The sequence below is a fragment of the Streptomyces sp. NPDC093568 genome (assembly GCF_044764945.1).
GTDB lineage: Bacteria > Actinomycetota > Actinomycetes > Streptomycetales > Streptomycetaceae > Streptomyces.
The window spans coordinates 24504-46341 of record NZ_JBIWJD010000021.1; the positions used below are offsets into that span (position 1 = coordinate 24504).

The following is a 21838-nucleotide window of genomic DNA, read 5'->3' on the forward strand; positions in this document are numbered from 1 at the left end:
CTGCGGGCGAACTCGATTCGGTGGGGCTGCCCGGATCCTGGGCAGCGAGGGGGTCAGTCCCGGCTGCCTGGCATCGCCGAGGTGGCGCCTGCCAGGCAGCCGGCTGGCTCAGCCCGGCGGGATCTGGGCCGCGTAGGCGGTGACGACTGCGTGCGCCGCCGCCTCGCTGAGGCGCAGAATCTCCAGGTTGCACACGGCGGTCATGTCGGGGCCGGACAGTTCCACGAGGGCGATCCCCTCCACCTGCCAGCGCCCGGACAACTCTGAGCTGTAGATCGGTGTGTCGGACGCTTCCTCGTCGTAGCCCGGCATCGGGCGGCTGTCGGCCACGCCCAACAGACCCGAGGTCTGCTCATCCAGCCATCGGGCGGCCTCGCCCTTGAAGTCGGCCGGGTCGTGGAAGGCGGCCAACTCGCGGTCCGGGGCGCTGTTGACGGCGGCGAGGACGGTGGGCGCCAGGGCGAGCGGCAGGAGTGTGAATCGGAGGCTGTGCCCGTTGCGGTAGTAGGTGTTGGACCACCTGACGGAGGTGGCTCCATGGGTGAACGTGACGTCCAGCGACGGCGGTTCGGAGGGGCGGGAACGGGTCACCTGGGGGCGGACGCCCCGGGTGAGCAGCAGCCGGATCGCCATGTGGGTGGTGCGGGTGTGCTGGACGGTGCGGGCGGTATTGGCGATGCGTTCGCGGGCGTCGTGCCGGGGGTCCGGGAAGACCATGCGGCGCTCCTTCGGCTTGTGGGCGCCGGGCCCGGTTTGCCCTCCGGGCCCGGCTGAAAGGGGAGGTGGGGCCGCCGCTGGGGCGGCCCCACGGGGCTTACAGGACGGCGGCCACGCGCTCGCCGAGCCACTGGGCGACGTTGCAGCTCACCGCGTTTCCGGCCTGGATCGTCTTGGCAGCGTCGCTGGTCCCCGTGACGATGTAGCCGGGCGGGAACCTTTGCGCGCTCATCTGCTCGCGCCACTTCAGCATCCGGAAGTAGCAGTCCTCGATCCGTGCCGCCTGCCGCAGCAGACCGGCCGAATCGTGCGTGGAGAGGGTGTGTAGCGGCTCGGACGTCGGCTTGGCCTTCGCGCCCTTGCGGTACGGGATGACTAGCCCATGGTGATTGCCACCCGCCATGACCGCGGACAGCGGCCGGTCGATCTTCCGCGCCTTGCCGTGGTTGCGGAGCTCGATGACGAACGGCGGAGCCGCCAGATCCGGCGACGACGTGGCGTACGGGAAGGTTCCGGGCGGGACGAGCAGCCCTTCCCCGATCTTCGCGCACCTGGACGGCAGCGGGGCCAGGTCCGGCCGGAACGCGCGCCCGTCGTGGCCACCGTGGTTGACGGTCACGAGCGAGGGGGTCTCGGGGAACATCTCCAGGCCCGCCTCAATGCGCGCGATGGTGCTCTCGGCCAGAGGATCAAGCCCGTGCTCGTGACGCTCTGCGATGCGAACGCCTTCGTCCTCCCAGTTGATGATGGACGACGCGGGCTGGACGTATGGCTCCACGACCCCGTGGCCGCAGGGGCACGTGTAGTCGTACTGCACGCCGTACTTGCCGACTCCGCTCCTCCGGGGCTTCTGGCCCTTGCGAGGCTTACGGGGCTTACGCCAGGTCTGCACCGCGTGCACGTCCTCGTCGCAGACCTCGCAGAACGCCAGCGGCGTCGGCTTCACATCCGGGAGCCGGATTCCAACCTTCGTGAAAACGATGTACAACCTGTCGCGCCACTGCGGAGCGGGGAGATTGAACGCGTCCCCGATGTGCGCCGACGAGACACAGACGATCTGGTAGTTGTAGCCCAGCTGCGCCATTCCGGCCAGCCACCAGTCAAACAACTCCCAGTCGGTCGCGAACTCGATGACGTTCTCAACCAATACGGCCTTGTAGCGGTGGAGTTGGACGGCGCGGATGACTTCGAAAGCGGTAGCCCGTGTTCGCTGGAACGCCTTGTCCGGGAGGGATTTCCATTCCTCGTCATCGACTTGACCCTTGGTCCGGGGGCGCCCCCCGGCGGGACTTATCTCTGTACAGATGGGGCTCGCCCAAAGAATGTCTGTCTTCGGGAGGCGCCTCATGTCGTAGTACTCCATCTCGGCGCACAGGTGCTCGGCATCCGGATGGTTGGCGGTGTGCGTATCTACCGCGACTTGCCAATGATTGGCGGCAAGCAGGAGTTCGAGTCCTGAATTGACCAGGCCCGTACTGGATCCGCCCGCGCCCGCATACATATCAGTGAATGTGAGGCTCAAGTGCTCTTCCTGCTTATGGGTTCCTGAGCGCTTCGGGCTCGGTTTGCCCTCCGGGCCCGAAGCGGGAAAAGACTGCGGGGCGGTTACTCGCCGTAGGTCTGGGACGTGAGCCAGACAGCGGTCTCGATGACGTTCTCGACCGTGTCCACCTGGAAGCTTCCGGTCTGCGCTTGGCGGATCAGGTTCCAGGCGGAGGAGGTGCCGAGTTCGACTGCCAGGCGACGGGCGATGCGGGAACGGGGGTCATCGGCCTGCGCGAAGTGGCGCAGGCCTGACGTGCTCCGGACCGGCGGGCAGGGCGGGGACGCCCACAGCAGGGGCATCGGCCGGTGGTGGTCGGGGAGTCCGAGCGGCTCGGGGTCGCGGGAGTAGCGGGCGAGTGCCAGGGGCCAGTGGTTGTGTGCCGGGGGAATGCGGGTCGTCATGTGTCCATCCGTGGTTGTGGGGTCGTGGGCGCCGGGCCCGGTTGCCCTCCGGGCCCGGCAGGTTGGGGGTGCGTCGGCTGTTAGCCGCCGTAGATCTCGATGACCCGCTTTTCGACGGTGAGCAGGCGGCAGAGGCGGGTCACGACCTCGGCCGGGACCTCGATGGTGGCGCCGTTGTGGCCGTCGGCGTCCATGACGGTCAGGAGGGCTCCACCCGGTACCGCATAGCGGGTGCGACGCAGTTCGGACAGGTCGGAGATGAGGCCGTAGAGCTTGTCCGGACCGTCCGGCTCCTCGCTGTCGACCGGGGCACCGAGCGGGTGGTGGCTGCCGTAGCGGGTGGCCGTCATCTGGAGGTAGCGCTGGGTCGCGCCGACCATCCTGAGGAGCTCGGAGCCGTGGTAGATGACCCCGATGTGCTCGTCGGGGCCGTAGTGCTGTACGTGCCAGTTCTTGACCTGGTCGGCGCGGCTGGGCAGGCCCTCGTCACCCCCGATGGTCAGGTAGGTGGAGTCCGGGAGCGGAACGTGGATGAGGTGGCCGACCCCCTGGACGGGGACGATGTCGCCGATCACGTTGTGTTCGCGCAGGGTGGCGAGGACGGGCGCGTACTGCGGGCCGATCTCCTCGGTCGAGTAGGCCATCGTGATCGCCCAGTTCACGAGCGGCTTCGGGTCGCTGGGCCAGGGCAGTGCACCCTGTGCGATGTTCGTGCCCTGCGGCGACCGGCGCTGCCAGAGCAGGACGAGAGGAGCGGAGGGCTGGGGCTTGTCGGGTCCGGGCCACACCGTCACCTCGTCTCCGGAGGTGGGGAGGGTGAACACGACGGATTTGCCGAGGATGTTGTTCGACTCGACCTGTGCGCCTTCGCGGATGGCAATGGCAAGGTCGGTCATCGAAATGGGAATCTCGGGATTCGTCACCTGAGTGACTCCATTCAGCAGTGTGGGTTCCTGGGGGCTTTGCCCTGCCCCCTTTGGAATTCTGGTTCTTGATGTCACGTCAATGTTCTGCGGATTTCAATGAAGCGCTCTGTGGAGTTTTAAAGGATCGACGACCGTACTGGTCTATTCGCTGCCGATGTTCCTGGTGGGCGGCTTTTCGCTTTTCGGTTCCGCCCCCTTTCGACATAGGTAAATCTATGTTCTCTTGGGGGGTGGGTCAACCTCGGAATCCGGGTTTCGGAAGGGAGTTTAGAAGAGATTTCGGACTTCCGGCCCGCGCGGAGACGTTTTTAAGTGCGTGAGGCCCGCGGTCGGCTGTCGGGCGGTACCGAACGCGGGGCGGTGCCGTGGAGTGGCCCCCTCCCCCTTCCCGGCAAAAAGAAAACGGGGCCCGAACGGGAGGGGTGCAAGAACGCGGCGAAGCCCGTTCTTGCACCCCTCCCGCCGAGGGCCCCACACTCGGAAAGCCGGGAAGAGGAGATGTTCTGGCTCGCCGTGACGCCGAGCGGTGAAGCGTGGCACGCGGTGTCTACGCGATCAGGTGGGGAGCCGAAGCTGTCGGCAGGTCTCCTGCCACACCTCCTCGAAGTTCTTCCTCTGCTTCTCGATCACGCCGCTGGGTGCGACGACATGGAACTCCTCCACAGCGGGAAAGCGTGCACCGCGCGAGAGCGTCTGGCTGCGGACGTGACCGAGCGGGTGCTGATGGTCTTCCTCGACGTGCTCGCCGGCGTCCGCGGCGCGACGGCGCATCAGGTGGGTGACCTGCGCTCGGGTTCCGGTGATCACGACCTTGACGGACCGGCTCGCCTGCCCCTTGCGGGAGGAGTCCCGGCATGCGGGCTGCGGCTTGCGGCAGACGGGTCCGTGCCACTGTGCGCATGGGGGTGTCCGCTCGCCCGTGTCCGGGTCGATGCAGCCGGGCCACGGGGAGCGGCAAGAGTCGCCGTGCCGTTCCTTGCAGCTGCCGGTGCGGGCCGGAGGGAACACGCGGCGTATCCGGTACAGCGCCCACTCCACGGAGGCGAGATGGTCCTCCAGCGCCCGCAGCGCCGCAGTGTTGCCGTCCTCGGCGACACGCGTGTACAGCGTCTCCTTCGGGTAGAACGAGCCGTTCTCGTTCAGCGCCATCGACGTGTATTCCAGGGCCAGTACCTCGACAGCCTGCTCAAGGTGGTCACGCAAGCGCGCCATATGCGCGGGCCGGGCAGAACAGGAACCTGAATAGACACAGAACGTGCAGTAGGACTTGGGCCATAGAAAGCCGAATTCGGTGAACAACCGGCCCTCCACGATATCGCGGTCCCAGCTCTGCTCAATGAGCGGATATTCCACGGTGCAGATGGTCCGGCGCGCCTTCAGGTTGTCCTCCTGCTGGCATCCGTCGTAGGTGCGGGCGCGCTTTTGTTCGCGGGCGTGGTAGCCGACGATCTTCCGGAACGGCCTGTCGGGGAACTCGGCCAGCCCCCACTGGTCCAGTGGCCAGCCCTTGTATTTCAGCGAGCACGAATTCCCGCCGGCGGCCTGCACGACCGTGCCGTTCAGAGAGAGCTCGTCCATGAGGGTCCAGCGGCCTCGCGGAATGAAGTGCTGTGGACTACGGGAGTCGGCGAGGACTTCCCAGCCGTCAGCTTCGTACGGGCCGCACCGCGCGACCTGAATGTATCTGACCCGATGACGGCGGAGAAGGGGGAAGATGTGATCCTCGACGAGCCTGACAGTGTCCCTCCACTCCGAACCGACCGTCGCCGTGATCACGATCAGATCGGAGAAGTCTGGCTCCAGGCCGTAGCCGGCCGGGTCGCGCAGCATTTCTATCAGGACGAGGGTCGAATCCGCCCCCAGTCCATACGAAAGCACGGTCACCGGTTTCACGCTGACTGCGGCGGGGGGCTGCTCCTGCCAAAGACCGAGTTGTAGTTGCGGGCTGTGGGCACCCATGTGTAGACCTCTTGCCGTGGTGGGTTCCAGGGGGCCTTGCCCTGCCCCCTGCTGCGACGTAGGTGAATCTGCGCTCTGCCGAGCGCGGCCCAGCGGCGTCGGCGCGCATCGGCCGCGGGATGGGGCCGAACTGCCGTCCGAGGACGGGATGTTGCGCCTGGGAGGCGCCGCCCGCGCGGGAGGCGGGCGGCGTCGTGGAGACCCGGTGGCGTCGGAACGGGGCCGCTGAGATCTTCCCGGCCGACCGATGACCGTGGGGAATGCGAAACTCAGGCCGTCGGCGGGTGATCCGCGAGTCGTACGCTGCGGATCTTGATGCCGCTCCAGGCGTCGGCGTTGTCGCGGGACTTGAGGTCAGCCAGCAACCGCTGCGCGGCGACCGTACGGGCGTCCGCCTCGGTCGGAGCATCCTCGGCGGCTATCTCGTATTCCCACACGCTGTCGTCCCCGCCGTCTTCGGGGTGCTGGAGCTCGACCACCCACGTGCCGGTGGAGGAGAAGACGACTCCTCCGTCGAGTGTGATCCGAACGGGTACGCCTCCAGGCCAGATTCGGAGGCCGCTCGCGGTGAGCCAGTCCAGCTCGACGACTACCTGCGCGACGCGGGCTTCGTCGATGTAAAAGGAGCAAGTTCCCCCTGCGATGGTGACGGAGGGGTGGCAGGGAGTCTCCGGGTCGCTGTAGTCCGCGCCGGAGAAGTGCGCTCCCTGGTTCAGCTCCTGGTAGAGCGCGCTGCCTTGTGTCTCGTCGTCTTCGAGCGTGGACAGGTAGTGGCGGATGGCCTCGGCGACGGTCCGGGCTAGATCCTCGCCGTTGCTCTGGGCGGGGCGTCCGGTGAACCGGGCGATCTCGCCCGCCAAGGCGGCTTCCAGGACGAGGTGATGGAGATCGTCGACATGGAGGGTGAACTCGTCGGTCTCGGGTGCGGTCAGGCTGCCGCGAACCTCCCAGGGGGAGCGTTCGGCCTTCCAGCCGCTGCCGAGGATCCCGGCGGCGAGCTGCGCGATGGCTGCGGGAGTATGCAAGGTCTGTCTGGTTCCTTCATTTCAGGCGGGAACGCGGGGTGAGAAGGCGCCGTCGGCACACGCGCCTCGCAGGCGGTAGAAGCCGACGGCCAGGCTCCACAGCCGGGGGCAGGGTGAGGTCGACAACCCTGGCCCCCGACAGGAGCGGTGGATCAGAAGAAGAGGAACTTGTCGGGCTCCTCGATGGCGAGCCGGAGCATCTCGGCGTCCGGTCCGCCCTTCGCCATGATCAGCATTCCGGCGAAGCGGCCCGTCTGCTCCTTCGTCAGCGGGTCCTCGCCGTGCGCGGTGAGGAACTCGTCGACCGCGTCCAGTACGTCGTCGGGGTGGGTGAACACTTCGACCAGCCCGAGCAGTCCGGCCGGGTCGCCGGCCTTCCACAGCTGCGCGCGGAAGCGCCGCAAGGCCGGGTCGAAGATCGCCTGGAGACGTGTGGTGTCGTTGAGCTGGAGCGGCTTCGTGTAGTCGTTCAGGTCCATCGGATCTCCTGATCCTGTGTGGGTTCCGGGGGCTTTGCCCTGCCCCGTGTTGACATAGGTAAATCTATCTTTATTGGGTGGGGTGGTCAATGCGAAAAGGGGCTCTGGGCTGAGCAAATGCAGGTTTTGGCGGTGTTGTCTGAGGCTGGTGTGCCCCGAGTGCTGTGGCCGGGTGGCGGGCTTGGCCCCGGGGGATGCGTCGCCGTGGAGATCGGCCCCCGGCCCCTCCCGGCGAAGAGAGATTTGGGGGGCCGTCGAACGGAGTGCAGGGGAGGACGGCCAGTTTTTCTCCGTGACGCAGGAGCGGAGAAAAACTGGGCGGCCGACCTTGCGCAGAGTTCGCTGCGGCCTCCCATACTCGATAGCCGGGAGGGACACCACCCGCACCTGGCCGAGAACCTCAACCACGATGGGGTACGCCTGTCCCGCGGCGAAGTGGTGCCTGTTTCTGTGGCGGCTGGCCGGAGAGCTGGACGCACAAAGGTGCATGGGCACGACAACGCCAGTCGGGGGATGGCCAGGGCTGTACCGGATGTCAACTCACGTGCAGCAGAGCCGCGAGAGGATTCATAATCCGCTCCTATGAAGACCGATCAGCCGAATCGCCGGTTCGGCCCCGAATTTGTGGCCGAGCAGAAACGCCGATACGGCCAACGTCGCCCTGAGGGGCGGCCCCTCTCGTACGACCTCGCCGTAGAAGACGAGTACGGGCCGTGGCGGGCGTGGCTCGACGCGCAGCTGGCCCTCCTGCCAGACAAGCAGGCTGACAACTACGCGAGGAACCTCTGGCGTGATCAGAACTTCTGGAGCGATCACATCGAACTCGCCGCCGGCGAAGCGCTCCGGGCGTCGGGTCTCCGTGTGGAGTACGAACGACTGTGGGGAACTCAGACGCCGGATTGGACCGTGCTTGATGCCGAGGGGCGGCCTATGGCCCTGGTCGAGGTGCTGACGCACAGCCCGTCGAAGGAGCTCTTCGGGCGTATGAAGGCTTGGCACGACCTGGTCGAGCGAGTGAAGCAGATCCCTGTGCCGGTAGTGCTGACCGTGGCCGGCTTCAGAGACCGTCCCTTGGACGCGCCGGATGCGCGCACGGCGAAGAAGATCGCCCAAGACCTGCGGCGCTACCTTCTGTCACCCGTTCTCCAGGCGGAGCTGCCGAGCCAGGGCTACAGATTTCTGGTCATGGCCGACCGGCAGACGGGCGCGACGATGCAGGCGCCCGGGATGCGGGCGATCCTCGTCCCGCCCAGCGGCAGGGCCGGAGTCGTCTCGGCGCAGCCGCTGGTGGCGGGAATTGAGGAGAAGGTCAGCAAGTACCGAACCCTGGCAGAGGAGGCTGGCCTGCCTCTTATCGTCGCCGCCGGAGCCGACAAGTTCACGGGGCTCGGTATCGAACAGCTCGACTGTCTTTTGAACGGCACGCCCACGGTGACGGTGCAGTTCGACTACGGCGACACGTACATCCATAACCCCATCGAGTTCCAGCCCGACAAACCTCCACGATGGGCGATGCCTTCGGAGCTGGCCGGCGTCCTCTGGGTGGACAACGAGTTTCCGTTCACGGCGATGTGGCGAGCGAACGCGAAGGCGCGCACGCCCGTGCCGCAGCAGCTCACAGCAACCTGGAAACGTTGAAGGGAGCTCGCTGGCATCGCCATTGCACGGGGCAGATGACACAGTCGGGAGACGTCAAGGTTCCTCGGCCGTTGCCACCGAGTGCTCGACCAGTTGGTGCTGCAGCTCGTCGAGGAGTGCGACGGCATCCTCTACGGTCACGTACGACATGCAGATCGAGGCGGTGGCGTCGGCTGCAACCTTGATCTCGAATTCCGCGTACGTGGCTTCGTCGTCCCAGTTGTAGGTGCCGGGCGGCGCGGCTGCGATTCCCTCGGATCCCTCGTCGAACCAGTCGCACCCGAAGATGACTTCGAGGGTTCTGCCGAGGATGGTCTGCGGGATCCCGGCGAAATCCACCGTGGCGCGGCCGTGATCGTCGAAGCACACGAAGCCGGTCGCCTCTCCGGGCCGTTCGACTTTCATACGCGGATCGCAGCAGCCCGTTGGGCGATCCATGCGCGCAAGGCCGGGAAAGGCTGTGGCAAAGGCGGCCAGGGCGGCGTCCTGCTGGTCGGTCCAGGCTGTGCGCCAGTTCTCAAGGGCGCCGCGGGTATGCGGCTGCATGGGCTCTCCGATCCGTCACGATCGAGAAGGCCAGGATTTGAAGTGATACAAAGCGGTGCAGGCGGGGCCCGATCGGCTGTCTCGCCACGGGGCCAGCGGGTTGTGCAGGCCCGGGCCTCTACGCGGAGGGGTACCGCGACTCGGCGGGTGTTTCCCGCGGCCCGGATCCGGTGAGGCGATGGGGAGGCTGAAGGGAGCGTCGGTGCCGGCGACGGCGCCCGGTCGGCTCGGCGATGAACCGCAGCGTCATGGTGGTGTCCGGGTCGAGCCGGATGGCCAAAGGGGCCGCCGGCGGCGGCTGTTGACGGTCTCGACTCATGTGTGTTCACCTCGGGGACGCTGTGGAAGCAGGGGCACGGAGCGCCTCCTTGGCCATCCGGCTCACGACCTGGGTCACGGCGGCGTGGCCGACCCTGTCGGTCGGCAGTCGGTGCCCGGCGCCTATGACGGGCTCGTGCATACGTGCGTTAGGCAGTTGCCGGGCCAGTTCATGGGTCTGCGACAGGGGAATCCAGTCGTCCAACTCTCCTGTGACGATTTCGACGCGGTCGGCGAGTGAGTCGAGAGCGTGGAGCATCTCGGCCGTGTTGTAGGTGCGCAGGGACTTCCACAGCTGGGCGATCTGCGCCGTGGGCGTACGGTGGATGGCTTGTCGGCTCGGAGGCGGGGTGCCGCCGTCGTGCTGCGTCTCGGGGCGAAGGGCCCACTGGTGACGGCTCGGCAGCCGGCGCCGTGCGACGTCGGCGGCGGGCGGAAACCAGCAGAGAGGATAGGAGTAGCCCGCACGGGCCGCTGCCTTGATCCAGTGGAGCGGGTGGTTGCCCGGCACCAGTTGGGCCCGGCTGCAGGCCGTCGAGATCAGGGCTACGTGTGGACGTCGGCGACGGATGAGTTCCGGGTGCCGGGCAGCGACGGTGAGGGCTGCCATGCCGCCCATGCTGTGCCCGGCGAGGACGATTGGTCCGTGAGGCGTTGTCGCGTCAACGACGTGGGCGAGGTCGGCGCCGAGCCGGTCGACGGTCAAGGCCGCGCGGCCTGGAACCGAGTTGCCGTGGGCCCGCTGGTCGTAGCGGACGACCCGGACGCCGCCGGCAGACAGCTCGCGCGCCTGCAGCCGCCACACGTCCGCCGTCATCAGGAAACCGTGGCTCAGGATCACTGTCACTCCGGCACGCGATGGACCATCGGTGTACACGGTCAGCCGGGCGCCGTCGTCGGTGACAACGGTGGACCGCTCGGTACCCGACGGAGTAGCCGCCCTCACAGCGCTATCCGCAGTTCGATCTCGTCGGCCACATCGAGGCCGGAACTGGGCAGCAGGCCGAGCAGCGCCATGTTGCGCACATACGAGGTCTGGGGCAGGGTCGGGCCGCCGAGGCGCTCGACGATGAGCAGCATCCGCCAGTTCGTCCACAGCGACGTCACGGTGAGGGACGTGAATCCCGCGTCGCGGGCGAGGTCGGCGACGAGGTCGGCCAGTCGGGTGCCGAGACCGCGCGACTGGTAGGCATGCGGAGTTAGGTCGGCCACCAGGAGCGCCACTTCGCACGCTTCGGGCGCGCGGGAGCTCTCGATCATCGACGCCATGGCCACGGCGTGATCGGACTGGTCCGCGGTGACGAGGAGCACGCGGCTGCGGGGGCTGTCCACTATGCGCTGCCACTCAGCAGCGGAGAAGCCGGGGCGCCGGCCTCTGTAGAGCGGGAAGAGGCTGCCTGTACTGCACCGTGCGTGCAGATCTTCGAGGAGAGGATAGTCCTCGATGGTCGCGGTGCGTGCGTAGGTGATCGTGCCGTCGTCGAGCACGAGGAGCGTGTTGCGACGGGCATCGGTAAGGAGCGGGGGCACAGAGAGATCTCCCATTCTGCGTCGGATTGCGTGATGCGGCTGTTCAGGAACAGCTGGCGATACCGCGCGATGTCAGCCCCCGAGATGACCGGTCGCGCCCGGAACGTGCTCTGTCCTACGGAACTCGCCGAGCCGTGGTGCCACGCCGTTGCCGACTGCTGCCCCGGCGGCGGAAGACGACAGGGCGGGCGTGAGGACCGCGATCCCGGTACCGTCGGCCCCGGTTGGTTCTGGCATCACGCCGCACAAGGTTTTGACAGAGGGCCTGGTACATGGACCTACGCCTCCACGGGGATCACGGTGTCCAGCGTGGGGCCGTTCCTGCCTGTCACGTGGGCGTGCAGCCCTCGCAGGATGGACAGCATCCGCTGGTTGCCGCTTCCTGTCATGGCTGTGATCTCACGGCAGTCGAGGGTGTGGGTGCGCGCGAGGTCCACCATGTAGTGGGCAAGGGTCGTGCCCAGACCGTGTCCCTGCCAGGAGTCCTCGACGAGGATTCCGAGTTCGCGGACATGCGGTTCCGACGTCCGGAGCAGGTGGGTGACGGCAATGATGCGTGTTGATTCATGGAGCGGGACTGTGACCAAGGTCGTCCCGTTGGACCGGTCACACAGATGCCCCCACTCGCGGGCCGTCACGTCCTGCCGGGCAGCGTGGTAGCGGGCAAAGCGCGATTCCAACGAACACCGGGCGTGCATGGCGTTGACTTCGTCGAAGTCGTGGAGATGCGCGGTTCGGGTCACCGTGAACTGGTTCGTTCGCGTGGTCATCGGCCGGGGTGCGGGATCGACCAGCAACGAGGAAACCGCCAGTTGCGACACGGCAGGTGTCGGCTCTCGCGTACGGTCGGGACCTTCTCGCGGAAAGACGCCGCTTTGATCAGCGCCTTCCGAGCTACCGCCCTTCTTCGTCATCCGATCTTCTTCCTCCCCAAGAGCGGGCCCCGGTTGCCCAGGCGTCCGGTCAGCTCTTTACGGGTCATTCCCGAGGCTCCTTTTTCAGCGTCAGTCGAGCTGCATCGGGACGCAGTCGTAGGCCAGGCGCTTGGCTATCCAGCCCGTGGAGTTCTTGGGCAGTCCGGTCCGGGATTTCTGCCCGAGCCGCAGCTTGATCCACGAGCCTTTGGTGGCGAGTTTCTTGCCCCAGTCGCCGCGGTACAGCAGTCCCTTCGACGTGTAACCGGTCCCGGGTCCGGTCCTGAAGTTCACGGCGTTGGTGTTGACCGTGTAGTACACGCGGGGAACGCACGGCGCTTCTGCCGCGCTGGCGGTCTGGGCCGTGGCGGCGGTCACTCCGGCGGTCAGGGACAGTGCGAGAGTCACGGAAGCGGCGAGACGAGCAGGCACGCGAGCACGGAGATTCATAAAGTTCCTTCGTCGGAGGGACCTTGCAGAGGAAATGGGCCGCCGCGAGCGGGAACGTGGCACGGCTGGATGGCGCTGCGCCGTGGCCAGTGACCCTCGATCGCCGTGGCGATTGACGGCGCGGCACGCTCGAAGGCTCGCCGGTCCGTTCGGTGTTGGGCCCGGAGGCGGATGCGGCGCGTTCACCGGACGGATGCGACATGGGCGCATCACGGAAGGCGAGGCGCCGTCGCTGTTTCCGGCGTCGCTCAGCCGGCCAGTTGGTAGAGCATGTCGCTGCGGATCCAGCCCGTGGTTCCCTTGGCCAGGCCCCCCTTCGAACGCTTGGCCAGAGAGCTGTAGTACCAGTTGCCCTTCCCGCAGTAGACGCGCACGCGGTCACCGTCGTAGAGCCGCCCCTTGGCGGTGTAGCTGGTGCTGGGGCCCGTTCGGTAGTTGACGCCGTCCCCGTCCACCGTGCCGGTGAAGTCGGCCAGGTTGTACGTGCACTTGGGAGAGGTGGCTGCGGACGCCGTCGGCGCCAGAGTCATCGCGCCTCCGGCGAGGAGGGCGGTGGATACAGCCAGAGCTGCGGTTCGGCGGAGCACGGTCATGATCCAGGACTCCTTCTCTGAGACATCAGGACTCCGGCGGCACGAAGCCACCGACATCAACAGGTGTTTATGTTAGGTGGCAATTTTTGCTCATGGTCGAGCCTTGCGAGGGTTGGGTCTATCAACATGTGTTGATGGCGAGGGGTGGAGTCGTGGGGCTGGCGACGACGACGCTTGGTCGGGTTTGCGGCATATTGGGTGCTGGTGGCAATGCCTGATCTGCTGAAATGCGGGTATTCTCCCGCTTTGGGGCGCGTCGAGCTGTAGGCGGCAAGGCTCTCCGACGTTCAGGGTCCGGATGCGCATGCAGTCGCCCGCGTCTGCGGTTGTGACCTTCAGCGGTACATGGCTGGCGGGCTGGGCGTAACCGCAGATTGCGAGCCCGTGGTCAATCTCAGCTGGCCACTTTGCTCAGCGGTAGATGGCCACGCGGGCCGTGGAATCCGAGGCGTCGCCGTTCGGCTCGGGGGTTCAAGTGCACACGGTCAGAGAGCGCAGATCGCTAGTCGGATGATTCACTCAACAGCGCCCGGGCCTTGCGTTCGACCAGTACGGGAACGAATTCGCGGACCGGCCGGCTCGCGAAAGATGCGTGAGCCTTGGCTACCGCGGCCTCGACCTCGGCCGGGCTACGTGTCGCGCTGAAAGCCTCCGTCAGGCGCTCTACGACCCCACGGACCGCTTCGGCCTCGCGTTCCTTGTCAGCCATCGCCCCACCTGCCTGGAGAGGTGTGTTCAGCCTCCGCCAAGATTCTCACGCGGACGAACCGCGTTGCGATGATCATTGCATTCGGCTCGCGGCACGTCGTCTGGAACCGGCCACGCCTGGTGCGCCTGGAGGGCGAGACTGACCAGAGTCATGAGCAGATGGGCGTCCGCGGTGACGTCGAGCCGCACCGTCACCCACTGCGAACCGGGCACCAGCTGAACGGCAGTCGCTGCCGTGAGGTGGTCTTCGAACCGCCTGATGGCCCGGGCCGTGAGGTACAGGTCAACGTGGTCGTCGGAGTGGAAGTGGGCGATCTCGCCGTGAGCCGTACAGAGGGCTCGGCCAACGCCGCAGCTCGGCTCCGCCTCGGCGAGATCGGGCCAGGTCGCCAGTTGTGCGAGGGCACTCGCTGCCAACGTCATGCGCCCATCATGACCAGCTCACCCCCCGGCCACCAGAAGGTGAGGAATCTGTAACTGATCCGCAGCAGCTGAAGGGCCCGATACCAACGCGGTGTGCGCGGCTGGCCAACTGCGATTGCCGATGGCCAACTCAGGAGGCCACAGAAGTGGCTGGGCGGTGGTCAATGGAATCGAACAGGTGATTGAATTGACCTATGTGCCACCCCATGCCTTCCGACCTCGCCCGCACTCAACACGAGTGGACCGTCACATACCGTGAGCTGGCCGCACGGCGGGGTGGTGCCGCAGTGCGGCGACGGCTCCTCACCCTGTCGGTGGCGTTGTACTACCACCCCTTTTGGGGCTCCCGAGGCCGTTTTCCGGTGGATGGGGAGAGGTTGGTCGATCTGCCTCGTGAAGAGGAGGTCGACGCATGATCGTCCACTCGTCGGCTTGGTCCGGTGCCCGCCATGTTCGAGCTGCCGTCTGACCCGCCCCGCCTTCGCATGATCCTGGACTTCCTCGACGAGCAGGTCGCGCGGAATCAGACGATCGGCATCTATCTGTCAATTCAGCAGAAGGCCGTCCGTCATGCTCTGTCCGTTGCCGAAGGTCAGGGCGAAGCTGCTCGTCAACAGCCGCGTCTACGCGGACGAGGGGCGCTGAGTTCTCCCGCGGCCGGCCCTGCCCCGAGTCGGCGCGAGCGCGGGTCGGCGGGCTTCATGATCGAGCGGCGGCGCACACCGAGCGGTCCCGAAGAAGCCACAGTGCATCAGGACGACTGCACGATGACCAGCGATCACACCCATCGCGTTGGTGCGCATGAGGCTCGCCTCGCGCTCACCGACACGCAACTGGAAGCGTGCCCGTTCTGCCGCCCCGACACAGAGTTGGGGATCTTCGACTGAGCACGGGGCGAGAACGACGCCCCTGGCGGACCCTCGCTCTGTGCTCGGGGAGCCCATTCGGCCTGCCCAGCGATGCCACGGTCATGCCTTTGTTATCCCGGCGCCGGCCTCTGCATAGCCACACTCCTGGCCTGGGACCATTCGGGGGCTCCCAGCGCGCACTACCAGACGGCACCGCGTAGATGTGACAGTGTGGCCCTGACCCCGCCGATTCAGCCGATGCTCGCGGAAGCGCGGCGGCAGTTGCCCCCGGACGGGGCACTGCCCGGAGAATGGATCGCGGAGCAGAAGGCGGACGGTTTCCGAGCCGTCCTCTTCGCCCGCCCCGGCCTAGTTATGGTCCAGTCCCGCCAGGGCGCGGACCTCACGCGAGCCTTTCCCGAAATCGCTGCTGCGAGCACCGCACTCACCGAGGCCCTCGTGCTCGACGGAGAGCTCGTCGTGCCACACGAAGGGCGCCTGAACTTCGCCGAGCTGCAGCGCCGCGCCCGCCGCCGGGGGCACAACGCTGTGCAGGCCGCAGCCGAGCGCCCCGCCTATCTGATCATTTTCGACGTTCTCCAGACGGGGGACACAGAACTGCTGAACCGGTCGTACGGCGAGCGGCGCGCGATCTTGGAGGGCCTCTTTGCTCACGACGTGCTCGCCGCCCCGTTCACCTTGTGCCCCGCCACCACGGACCGGGCGACCGCACTGGACTGGCTGGACGCCCTACCTCGCCGCCAGGCAGCGATCACGGCCGTAGCGACCGACCGGAACGGCTAGCCGGCACCGTACGAAGCTGTTCCGTATCTCTGAAACGGACTTCCCGCATTCGTCGAGGTCGTGCGCTCTGCTGCGCCGTACGACGAGTCAGCCAACTTGGTTGCCCACGCGATGCGTTGGCGAGGGTGGTCTTACAGCCAGCCGTTGCGCTTGAAGTTGCGGTGGAGGAGGAAGCAGGCGGTGGAGATGACGCCGAGGACGAGGGGGTAGCCGAAGGTCCAGCGCAGTTCGGGCATGTGGTCGAAGTTCATGCCGTAGACGCCGCACACCATGGTGGGCACCGCGATGATCGCGGCCCAGGCGGTGATCTTGCGGGCGTCCTCGTTCTGGGCCACGGCGACCTGGGCGAGGTGGGCCTGGAGGATGGAGTCGAGCAGGGAGGCGAAGGAGGTGATCTGCTCGGTGACGCGGGCCAGGTGGTCGGCGACGTCACGGAAGTAGGCCCGTATCTCCGGGGCGACAGCGCGCAGGGGCCTGGTGGAGAGTGTCTCCAGGGGGCGGGCCAGGGGGACCGCGGCCCTCTTCAGTTCCAGCAGTTCGCGCTTGAGCTGGTAGATGCGGCCGGCATCCGCGGTCTTGGAGCCTCGCGGGGAGAAGACCTCGGTCTCCACCGCGTCGATGTCCTCCTGGACGGCGTCGGTGACGGTCACGTAGTCGTCGACCACGTGGTCGGCGATGGCGTGCAGGACCGCGGAGGGGCCCCTGCCCAGCTGCTCGGGGTGGGCTTCCAGGTCTTCGCGCAGGGGGCCGAGGGAGCCGTGGCTGCCGTGGCGGACGGTGACGACGAAGTCGGGGCCGGTGAAGACCATGATCTCACCGGTGTCGACGACCTCGCTGGTGGCGGTGAGCTGTTCGTGCTCGACGTAGGTGACGGTCTTGAAGACGGCGAACAGGACGTCGCCGTAGCTCTCCAGCTTCGGCCGCTGATGCGCGACCACGGCGTCCTCGACGGCGAGCGGGTGCAGTTCGAAGAGCTCGGCGACGCGGGCGAACTCCGTCTCGGTCGGTTCGTGCAGGCCCAGCCAGACGAAGTCGTGGCCGTGCTTGCGTACCTGTCGGAGGGCTTCTTCGACCGTGTCCGTGCCGGGCCGGCGGATGCCGTCGCGGTAGACCACGCAGTTGACCACCGAGGAGCCGAGCGGGGAGCGGGCCGGGTGACTGAGGTCCACGCGGGCGCGACTGCGCCGCGTCAGGCGGGCCACTTTGCGCAGGTTGCCGACCATCGACATGCGGGATTCTCCTTCACCGGACCTGATTCCGGGACAGTGTGCCAGGCCGTCGTAAAGCGGACGTCAGAGCCAGTGCTTCTTGCGGAACACCAGGTAGACGAGGGTGACGAGGACGGCGGTTCCGCCAAGCATCAGGGGGTAGCCGAACAGCCAGCGCAGCTCGGGCATGTGGTCGAAGTTCATGCCGTACACGCCGGCGATGGCGACGGGGACCGCGATCAGCGCGGCTGCGGCGCTGATGCGGCGCATGTCGTGGTTCTGCTGGACACTCGTCTGGGCGAGGGCCATGGACAGGGCGTTGTCGACGACTTCGATCAGGGCAGAGACGCGCTCGGCGGCCTGGGTGCGGTGGTCGGCGACATCGCGGAAGTAGGCGGCCAGCTCCCTGTCCACGCCGGGGACACGGCGCTCGGCGAGGTCGCGGAGGGGCTGGGCGAGGGGAACGACCGTGCGCCGGAGTTCGAGGAGTTCGCGTTTGAGCTGGTAGATGCGGCCGATGTCACGGGTGGTGTCCGGGGAGAAGGCGTCGTTCTCGACCTCGTCGGCGTCGGCCTCCAGGGCGGTGACGACGTCGAGGTGCTGGTCGACGACGGAGTCGGCGATGGCGTGCAGGACGGCGACGGGGCCGTGGGCGAGGCGCTCGGGGTCGGCCTCCAGGCGGCTGCGCACGGGGCCGAGATGCTCGGAGGGGTCGTGGCGGACGACGACGATGAAGTCGCGGCCCGCGAAGGCCATGATCTCGCCGGTTCCGACGATGTCGGTGGTCGGGGTCAGCTCCTCGTGTTCGAGGTAGACGGCGGTGCGCAGGACGAGGAAGAGGGTGTCGTCGTACTGCTCCAGTTTCGGCCGCTGGTGGGCGTCCAGAGCGTCTTCGACAGCGAGCGGGTGCAGGGCGAACGCGCGGGCGACGACCTGGAGCTGGTCGGCGGTGGGGGCGTGCAGGCCGATCCAGACGAAGGCACCGGGGGTCGTACGGGCCGCGTCCATCGCTTCGTCGAGCGGCAGATGTCCCGGTCGGCGTCGGCCGTACTCGTAAAGGGCGCAGTCGACCACGGGGACCGGCTGCGGTGGGGTGCTGGGGGCCGTCATGGCTGTCCTCCAAGCCCTTGTGACGGGCACGGTCCGGCGGTACGGGCCGCCAGTACCATAGTTGCATGGATACGCAAGAACAGGCGTGGGATGCGGAGTCCGCGGAGCGTGCGGTGGCTGTGCTCAAGGCGGTGGCCGACCCCTCGCGCTACCGGCTGCTGTGGGCGCTCAGCGGCCGGGAGCTGCCGGTGAGCGAGCTTGCCCGGATCCTCGGCGCCCATGTGGCCGCGACCTCGCAGCACCTGGCGAAGCTGCGGACGGCCGGGCTGGTGACCACGCGCCGGGAGGGCACGCGGATCTACTACCGGGCGGCGAGTGTGCGCGGGCTGCTGGAGGAGGTCCAGCTGGTGGCCGATGCCGAGGACGACAACGACGGACCCGGCGACAGCGGACCTGGGACGCCGGCAGCCGCCGCACAGGAACAGCCCGCCGCGGTGCGCGGGGCAGCCCTGGGGGCGCGGCCGGCATTGGGCCAGTAGCCCATCGAGGCCATGCCCGTCATACGGCCTTGAAGTCGTCGGGCTCGTCGAGCCGGTATTCCTGCGGCTCGGCGTCGTAGGAGTAGAGCTCGGCGTAGCGGCCCCAGTCGGTGGCTGTCTCCAGCTGGGCGGTGACCTGTTCGCTGGTGAAGTGGTGGGCCAGAAGGTCGCGGAAGAAGCCGGCCCGCAGGGTGCCGGCGGGGTTCTGGCGCAGGCTCCGGGTGATCAGCTGGATGAGCGGGGCGTGCAGGACCGCCTCGGCGAAGATCTTCTTCGACTCCTGGACGTCCGCGCTCGCGAAGGCGGTGCCGGTGTCGGTGAGCAGCAGGTCGTCGCCGCTGAGTGTGGTGAAGGCGAGCAGGTCGAGGGCGTCGACCTGGGGCAGGAGGTCGTCGATCTCCAGACCGAGGTCGTCGGCGAGGTCGGCCAGGTCGCAGCGCCCACCGCGGTGCAGCACCATCTCCGCCAGGCCGGACAGGCCGTCCACGCTGGCCTGCGGGAGCGGCGTGTTGGCCGGGGTGCGCTTGTCCAGCTCGACGGCCTCGGCGCGGCCGGGGGTACGGCCTTCCTTGTGCCGTCCTGTCATGGTGCGGTAGACGCGGTCGATGAGGTCCTCGAAGGCGGCCGAGTTGCGGTCGCGAGGGCGGTCGAGCCCGACCTCGAAGACCTCGCGGATCGTGCCGTAGGGGCGGGAGCCGAGGACGACGATCCGGTCGGCCATCAGCACGGCCTCCTCGATGTTGTGGGTGACCAGCACGATCGCCCGGGTCGGGAACTGGCCCGACTCCCACAGCTCCATCAGCTCGCCGCGCAGGTTCTCCGCGGTCAGCACGTCCAGGGCGGAGAACGGCTCGTCCATCATCAGCACGTCCGGTTCGACGACCAGTGCCCGGGCGAAGCCGACGCGCTGGCGCATGCCGCCGGACAGCTCCTTCGGGTACGCCGACTCGAAGCCGTCGAGGCCGATCAGGTCGATGGCCTGCCGGGCGGCCTCCGCGCGCTCCGCCGCGCCGACCCCCTTGGCCTCCAGGCCGAGTTCGACGTTTTGCTGCACGGTCAGCCAGGGCAGCAGCGCGAAGGTCTGGAACACCATCGCCGTGCCGGGGTTGGCGCCGGTCAGCGGGGTGTTCTTGTAGGTGACCGTGCCGGAACTGGCGGGGACCAGGCCGGCCAGGCAGCGCAGCAGCGTGGACTTGCCGGAGCCGGACTTGCCGAGCAGGGCGACGACCTCGCCGGCGCGGACCTGGAGGTCGATGCCGGACAGGACGGGGAGTTCGCCGTCGGCGCCGGCGTAGGACTTGGTCAGGCCGACGGTCTCCAGCAGGAGGTCGCCGTCGGCGGGGCGGGTGTCCCGGGTCGGGGTGAGGGTGTTCATCGCCATGGCTGGCTCCAAAAGCGTTCTGGAATAGGGAAGTTCAGAGGGAGTAGCGGGCCTCGGCCAGCCGGTACAGGCGACGCCAGAAGAACCGGTTGAGGCAGACGACATACAGGCTCATGACGGCGACGCCCGCGATCAGCTTGGGGAAGTTGCCGTCCGCCGTCGCGTGGGCGATGTAGGCGCCCAGGCCGGTGGCGGTGAGCGTGGTGCCGCCGAAGCCGACGACCTCGGAGACGATCGAGGCGTTCCAGGCACCGCCGGAGGCGGTGATCCCGCCGGTGACGTACGACGGGAAGATCCCGGGGATGATCAGCCGCTTCCAGCGCTGCCAGCCGGTAACGCCCAGGTCGTCCATGGCCTCGCGCAGGTCGGTGGGGATGGCCATGGCGCCGGCGATGGTGTTGAAGAGGATGTACCACTGGGCACCGAGCGCCATCAGGAGGATGCCGCCGATGTTGATGGTCAGGCCGGTCTTGAGGAAGAACCAGACGGCGAGCGGGAAGAGGAAGTTGGCGGGGAAGGACGCCAGGACCTGGACGACGGGCTGGGCGATGCGGGTCAGCTTCGGTGAGAAGCCGATCTTCACGCCGACCGGGACCCAGACGAGAGTCGCGACCGCGACCAGCACCACGACGCGGGCGAGGGTGGCCAGGCCGAGCAGGAGGGGTTCTCCGAAGACGCCGAGGCCGGTGTGGTCGTAGAGGTAGTGGCCGAGGTCGATCAGGCCCCACAGGATCAGTCCGCCGGCGACCAGGGCGAAGGCGATGTCCCCGGTGCGCTGCCTGGTGCGGTCGACGACGAGTGGCTGGTCGTCGATGCCGAGGACGCGGCCCGCCCGGTTCAGGGCCTGGCCGGCGGGGCGCAGGGCGCGGCCGAGCAGCTGGGGCCAGTGGGAGCGGCGCAGGAAGTCCAGGACGAACGACCGCTGGACCTCGCTGGCCTCGGACTGCTCGTTCTTGAACCGCTCGGCCCAGGCGGTCAGCGGACGCCAGAACAGGAAGTTCACGCCGATGACCATGATCGCCATGGTGGCGATGGCCCAGCCGACCTTGCCCAGGTCGCCGTCGGCGATCGCGGCGCCGGCGTAGGAGCCGACACCGGGCAGGGCGTAGTCGGTGTTGCCGAGGGTGACGGCCTCGGAGACGACGAGGAAGAACCAGCCGCCGCCGAAGCTCATCATGCCGTTCCAGACCAGTCCGATCATGCCGGAGGGCAGTTCCACCTTCCAGAACCGCATCCACCGGGTGAAGCCGAACGACCGGGAGAGCTCGTCGAGTTCGCGGGGCAGGGAGGTGAGGGAGTAGTAGAAGCTGAAGGTCATGTTCCACGCCTGCGAGGTGAAGATCGCGAAGATCGACGCGCACTCCAGGCCGAGCATCGAGCCGGGGAACAAGGCGATGAACCCGGTCACGGCCACCGTCAGGAAGGCGAGGACGGGGACGGACTGGAGGATGTCCAGCGCCGGAATGAGGATGCGCTCAAGGCGTCGGCTCTTGGCGGCGGTGTAGGCGTAGACGAAGGTGAAGACGGTGGACAGGGCCAGCGCGAGGAACATGCGCAGCAGGGAGCGTGCCGCGTCGTAGGGCAGCTCGCCGATGCTGGTGTCCACCTTGGCGGACTGGCTGGTGGAGAAGGAGACCGTGGTCCCCTTTCCGACCCGCAGCGCGATGTAGAGGAGCACCAGTACGGCGGCGGCGACCACCACGTCCACCCAGGTCATACGGGACAGACGGCCGGCGAAACGGGCGGAGAACGACGACTGCGTCGCGGGTGCGGGCGCGTTCGTCCGGAACGACATCACAGGAACCTCCAACCGCACTGTGGCCACAGGCGTGCCG

23 protein-coding genes are annotated in these 21838 nt (G+C 67.5%); 4 read left to right on the forward strand and 19 right to left on the reverse strand.

From position 1 onward, the window contains the following. Positions 1–108: 108 nt before the first annotated feature. From ACIRD7_RS40535 to ACIRD7_RS40565, 7 genes are all read right to left on the reverse strand, one after another. Positions 109–717, reverse strand: coding sequence for a hypothetical protein (locus ACIRD7_RS40535; RefSeq protein ID WP_403461108.1), 609 nt, complete (start codon positions 715–717; stop codon positions 109–111). Between the two features lie 97 nt (positions 718–814). Further along, positions 815–2239, reverse strand: coding sequence for a DNA cytosine methyltransferase (locus tag ACIRD7_RS40540; protein WP_403461109.1), 1425 nt, complete (start codon positions 2237–2239; stop codon positions 815–817). A gap of 83 nt (positions 2240–2322) precedes the next feature. Beyond that, a complete protein-coding gene (locus ACIRD7_RS40545; protein ID WP_403461110.1) occupies positions 2323–2664 on the reverse strand; it encodes a hypothetical protein in 342 nt (113 codons plus the stop codon). 80 nt (positions 2665–2744) lie between these two features. Beyond that, complete coding sequence (locus tag ACIRD7_RS40550) at positions 2745–3560, reverse strand: hypothetical protein (RefSeq protein ID WP_403461111.1); 816 nt, start codon at positions 3558–3560, stop codon at positions 2745–2747. A 585-nt stretch (positions 3561–4145) separates the two neighbouring features. After that, entirely contained in the window at positions 4146–5549 is a 1404-nt protein-coding gene (locus tag ACIRD7_RS40555; RefSeq protein WP_403461112.1) for a hypothetical protein, read from the reverse strand. Between the two features lie 269 nt (positions 5550–5818). After that, positions 5819–6574: a hypothetical protein gene (locus tag ACIRD7_RS40560; RefSeq protein ID WP_403461113.1), complete on the reverse strand. Its 756-nt coding sequence runs from the start codon at positions 6572–6574 to the stop codon at positions 5819–5821. Positions 6575–6726: 152 nt separating this feature from the next. Further along, positions 6727–7053: a hypothetical protein gene (locus ACIRD7_RS40565; protein ID WP_403461114.1), complete on the reverse strand. Its 327-nt coding sequence runs from the start codon at positions 7051–7053 to the stop codon at positions 6727–6729. Positions 7054–7635: 582 nt separating this feature from the next. Between ACIRD7_RS40565 and ACIRD7_RS40570 the strand changes: the two genes are divergently transcribed. Next, positions 7636–8691, forward strand: coding sequence for a hypothetical protein (locus ACIRD7_RS40570; RefSeq protein ID WP_403461115.1), 1056 nt, complete (start codon positions 7636–7638; stop codon positions 8689–8691). A gap of 54 nt (positions 8692–8745) precedes the next feature. Here the strand turns inward: ACIRD7_RS40570 and ACIRD7_RS40575 are convergent, their stop codons facing one another. The 8 genes from ACIRD7_RS40575 to ACIRD7_RS40610 form a co-directional block, all read right to left on the reverse strand. Further along, entirely contained in the window at positions 8746–9237 is a 492-nt protein-coding gene (locus tag ACIRD7_RS40575; RefSeq protein ID WP_403461116.1) for a hypothetical protein, read from the reverse strand. A 325-nt stretch (positions 9238–9562) separates the two neighbouring features. After that, entirely contained in the window at positions 9563–10501 is a 939-nt protein-coding gene (locus tag ACIRD7_RS40580; protein WP_403461117.1) for an alpha/beta fold hydrolase, read from the reverse strand. Next, positions 10498–11085: a GNAT family N-acetyltransferase gene (locus ACIRD7_RS40585; RefSeq protein WP_403461118.1), complete on the reverse strand. Its 588-nt coding sequence runs from the start codon at positions 11083–11085 to the stop codon at positions 10498–10500. The genes ACIRD7_RS40580 and ACIRD7_RS40585 overlap by 4 nt, the downstream gene beginning before the upstream one ends. 278 nt (positions 11086–11363) lie before the next feature. Then, positions 11364–11999 carry a GNAT family N-acetyltransferase gene (locus tag ACIRD7_RS40590; RefSeq protein WP_403461120.1) on the reverse strand — a complete coding sequence of 212 codons (636 nt, stop codon included), beginning with the start codon at positions 11997–11999 and terminating at the stop codon, positions 11364–11366. Positions 12000–12089: 90 nt separating this feature from the next. Beyond that, positions 12090–12407 carry a cell wall hydrolase gene (locus ACIRD7_RS40595; RefSeq protein WP_334645869.1) on the reverse strand — a complete coding sequence of 106 codons (318 nt, stop codon included), beginning with the start codon at positions 12405–12407 and terminating at the stop codon, positions 12090–12092. Positions 12408–12697: 290 nt separating this feature from the next. Further along, a complete protein-coding gene (locus tag ACIRD7_RS40600; protein WP_319648143.1) occupies positions 12698–13042 on the reverse strand; it encodes an SH3 domain-containing protein in 345 nt (114 codons plus the stop codon). A gap of 502 nt (positions 13043–13544) precedes the next feature. Continuing rightward, positions 13545–13751, reverse strand: a complete 207-nt coding sequence (locus ACIRD7_RS40605; RefSeq protein WP_403461122.1) for a three-helix bundle dimerization domain-containing protein — start codon at positions 13749–13751, stop codon at positions 13545–13547. Between the two features lie 26 nt (positions 13752–13777). Beyond that, on the reverse strand, positions 13778–14173 hold the full coding sequence (locus ACIRD7_RS40610; protein WP_403461123.1) for a luciferase family protein: 396 nt from the start codon (positions 14171–14173) through the stop codon (positions 13778–13780). 449 nt (positions 14174–14622) lie between these two features. Here ACIRD7_RS40610 and ACIRD7_RS40615 point away from each other — a divergent pair, with 449 nt between their 5' ends. Continuing rightward, positions 14623–15060, forward strand: coding sequence for a DUF6233 domain-containing protein (locus ACIRD7_RS40615; protein WP_403461124.1), 438 nt, complete (start codon positions 14623–14625; stop codon positions 15058–15060). Between the two features lie 192 nt (positions 15061–15252). Next, positions 15253–15825 carry a hypothetical protein gene (locus ACIRD7_RS40620; RefSeq protein ID WP_403461125.1) on the forward strand — a complete coding sequence of 191 codons (573 nt, stop codon included), beginning with the start codon at positions 15253–15255 and terminating at the stop codon, positions 15823–15825. Positions 15826–15956: 131 nt separating this feature from the next. Here ACIRD7_RS40620 and ACIRD7_RS40625 read toward each other — a convergent pair whose 3' ends face one another. Continuing rightward, positions 15957–17054: a magnesium and cobalt transport protein CorA gene (locus ACIRD7_RS40625; protein ID WP_403461126.1), complete on the reverse strand. Its 1098-nt coding sequence runs from the start codon at positions 17052–17054 to the stop codon at positions 15957–15959. 63 nt (positions 17055–17117) lie between these two features. Continuing rightward, positions 17118–18143, reverse strand: coding sequence for a magnesium and cobalt transport protein CorA (locus ACIRD7_RS40630; RefSeq protein WP_403461127.1), 1026 nt, complete (start codon positions 18141–18143; stop codon positions 17118–17120). A gap of 65 nt (positions 18144–18208) precedes the next feature. Between ACIRD7_RS40630 and ACIRD7_RS40635 the strand changes: the two genes are divergently transcribed. After that, positions 18209–18622: an ArsR/SmtB family transcription factor gene (locus ACIRD7_RS40635; RefSeq protein WP_403461128.1), complete on the forward strand. Its 414-nt coding sequence runs from the start codon at positions 18209–18211 to the stop codon at positions 18620–18622. A 19-nt stretch (positions 18623–18641) separates the two neighbouring features. On the opposite strand, the gene ACIRD7_RS40640 is transcribed toward ACIRD7_RS40635, so the two are convergent. Both ACIRD7_RS40640 and ACIRD7_RS40645 read right to left on the reverse strand, forming a co-directional pair. Next, positions 18642–20003, reverse strand: coding sequence for a nitrate/sulfonate/bicarbonate ABC transporter ATP-binding protein (locus ACIRD7_RS40640; protein WP_403461129.1), 1362 nt, complete (start codon positions 20001–20003; stop codon positions 18642–18644). A 34-nt stretch (positions 20004–20037) separates the two neighbouring features. Next, positions 20038–21798 (reverse strand): ABC transporter permease, encoded by a 1761-nt coding sequence (locus ACIRD7_RS40645; RefSeq protein WP_403461130.1) that lies wholly within the window; start codon positions 21796–21798, stop codon positions 20038–20040. Positions 21799–21838 lie beyond the last annotated feature (40 nt).

Excerpts from the sequence above, each read along its gene's own strand:
- ACIRD7_RS40550 (WP_403461111.1), bottom strand. The coding sequence starts at position 3,560 with ATGACCGACCTTGCCATTGCCATCCGCGAAGGCGCACAGGTCGAGTCG.
- ACIRD7_RS40615 (WP_403461124.1), top strand. The coding sequence starts at position 14,623 with ATGTTCGAGCTGCCGTCTGACCCGCCCCGCCTTCGCATGATCCTGGAC.
- ACIRD7_RS40640 (WP_403461129.1), bottom strand. The coding sequence starts at position 20,003 with ATGGCGATGAACACCCTCACCCCGACCCGGGACACCCGCCCCGCCGAC.
- ACIRD7_RS40630 (WP_403461127.1), bottom strand. The coding sequence starts at position 18,143 with ATGACGGCCCCCAGCACCCCACCGCAGCCGGTCCCCGTGGTCGACTGC.
- ACIRD7_RS40535 (WP_403461108.1), bottom strand. The coding sequence starts at position 717 with ATGGTCTTCCCGGACCCCCGGCACGACGCCCGCGAACGCATCGCCAAT.
- ACIRD7_RS40575 (WP_403461116.1), bottom strand. The coding sequence starts at position 9,237 with ATGCAGCCGCATACCCGCGGCGCCCTTGAGAACTGGCGCACAGCCTGG.
- ACIRD7_RS40545 (WP_403461110.1), bottom strand. The coding sequence starts at position 2,664 with ATGACGACCCGCATTCCCCCGGCACACAACCACTGGCCCCTGGCACTC.
- ACIRD7_RS40635 (WP_403461128.1), top strand. The coding sequence starts at position 18,209 with ATGGATACGCAAGAACAGGCGTGGGATGCGGAGTCCGCGGAGCGTGCG.
- ACIRD7_RS40600 (WP_319648143.1), bottom strand. The coding sequence starts at position 13,042 with ATGACCGTGCTCCGCCGAACCGCAGCTCTGGCTGTATCCACCGCCCTC.
- ACIRD7_RS40645 (WP_403461130.1), bottom strand. The coding sequence starts at position 21,798 with ATGTCGTTCCGGACGAACGCGCCCGCACCCGCGACGCAGTCGTCGTTC.
- ACIRD7_RS40565 (WP_403461114.1), bottom strand. The coding sequence starts at position 7,053 with ATGGACCTGAACGACTACACGAAGCCGCTCCAGCTCAACGACACCACA.
- ACIRD7_RS40605 (WP_403461122.1), bottom strand. The coding sequence starts at position 13,751 with ATGGCTGACAAGGAACGCGAGGCCGAAGCGGTCCGTGGGGTCGTAGAG.
- ACIRD7_RS40570 (WP_403461115.1), top strand. The coding sequence starts at position 7,636 with ATGAAGACCGATCAGCCGAATCGCCGGTTCGGCCCCGAATTTGTGGCC.
- ACIRD7_RS40590 (WP_403461120.1), bottom strand. The coding sequence starts at position 11,999 with ATGACGAAGAAGGGCGGTAGCTCGGAAGGCGCTGATCAAAGCGGCGTC.
- ACIRD7_RS40610 (WP_403461123.1), bottom strand. The coding sequence starts at position 14,173 with ATGACGTTGGCAGCGAGTGCCCTCGCACAACTGGCGACCTGGCCCGAT.
- ACIRD7_RS40625 (WP_403461126.1), bottom strand. The coding sequence starts at position 17,054 with ATGTCGATGGTCGGCAACCTGCGCAAAGTGGCCCGCCTGACGCGGCGC.
- ACIRD7_RS40555 (WP_403461112.1), bottom strand. The coding sequence starts at position 5,549 with ATGGGTGCCCACAGCCCGCAACTACAACTCGGTCTTTGGCAGGAGCAG.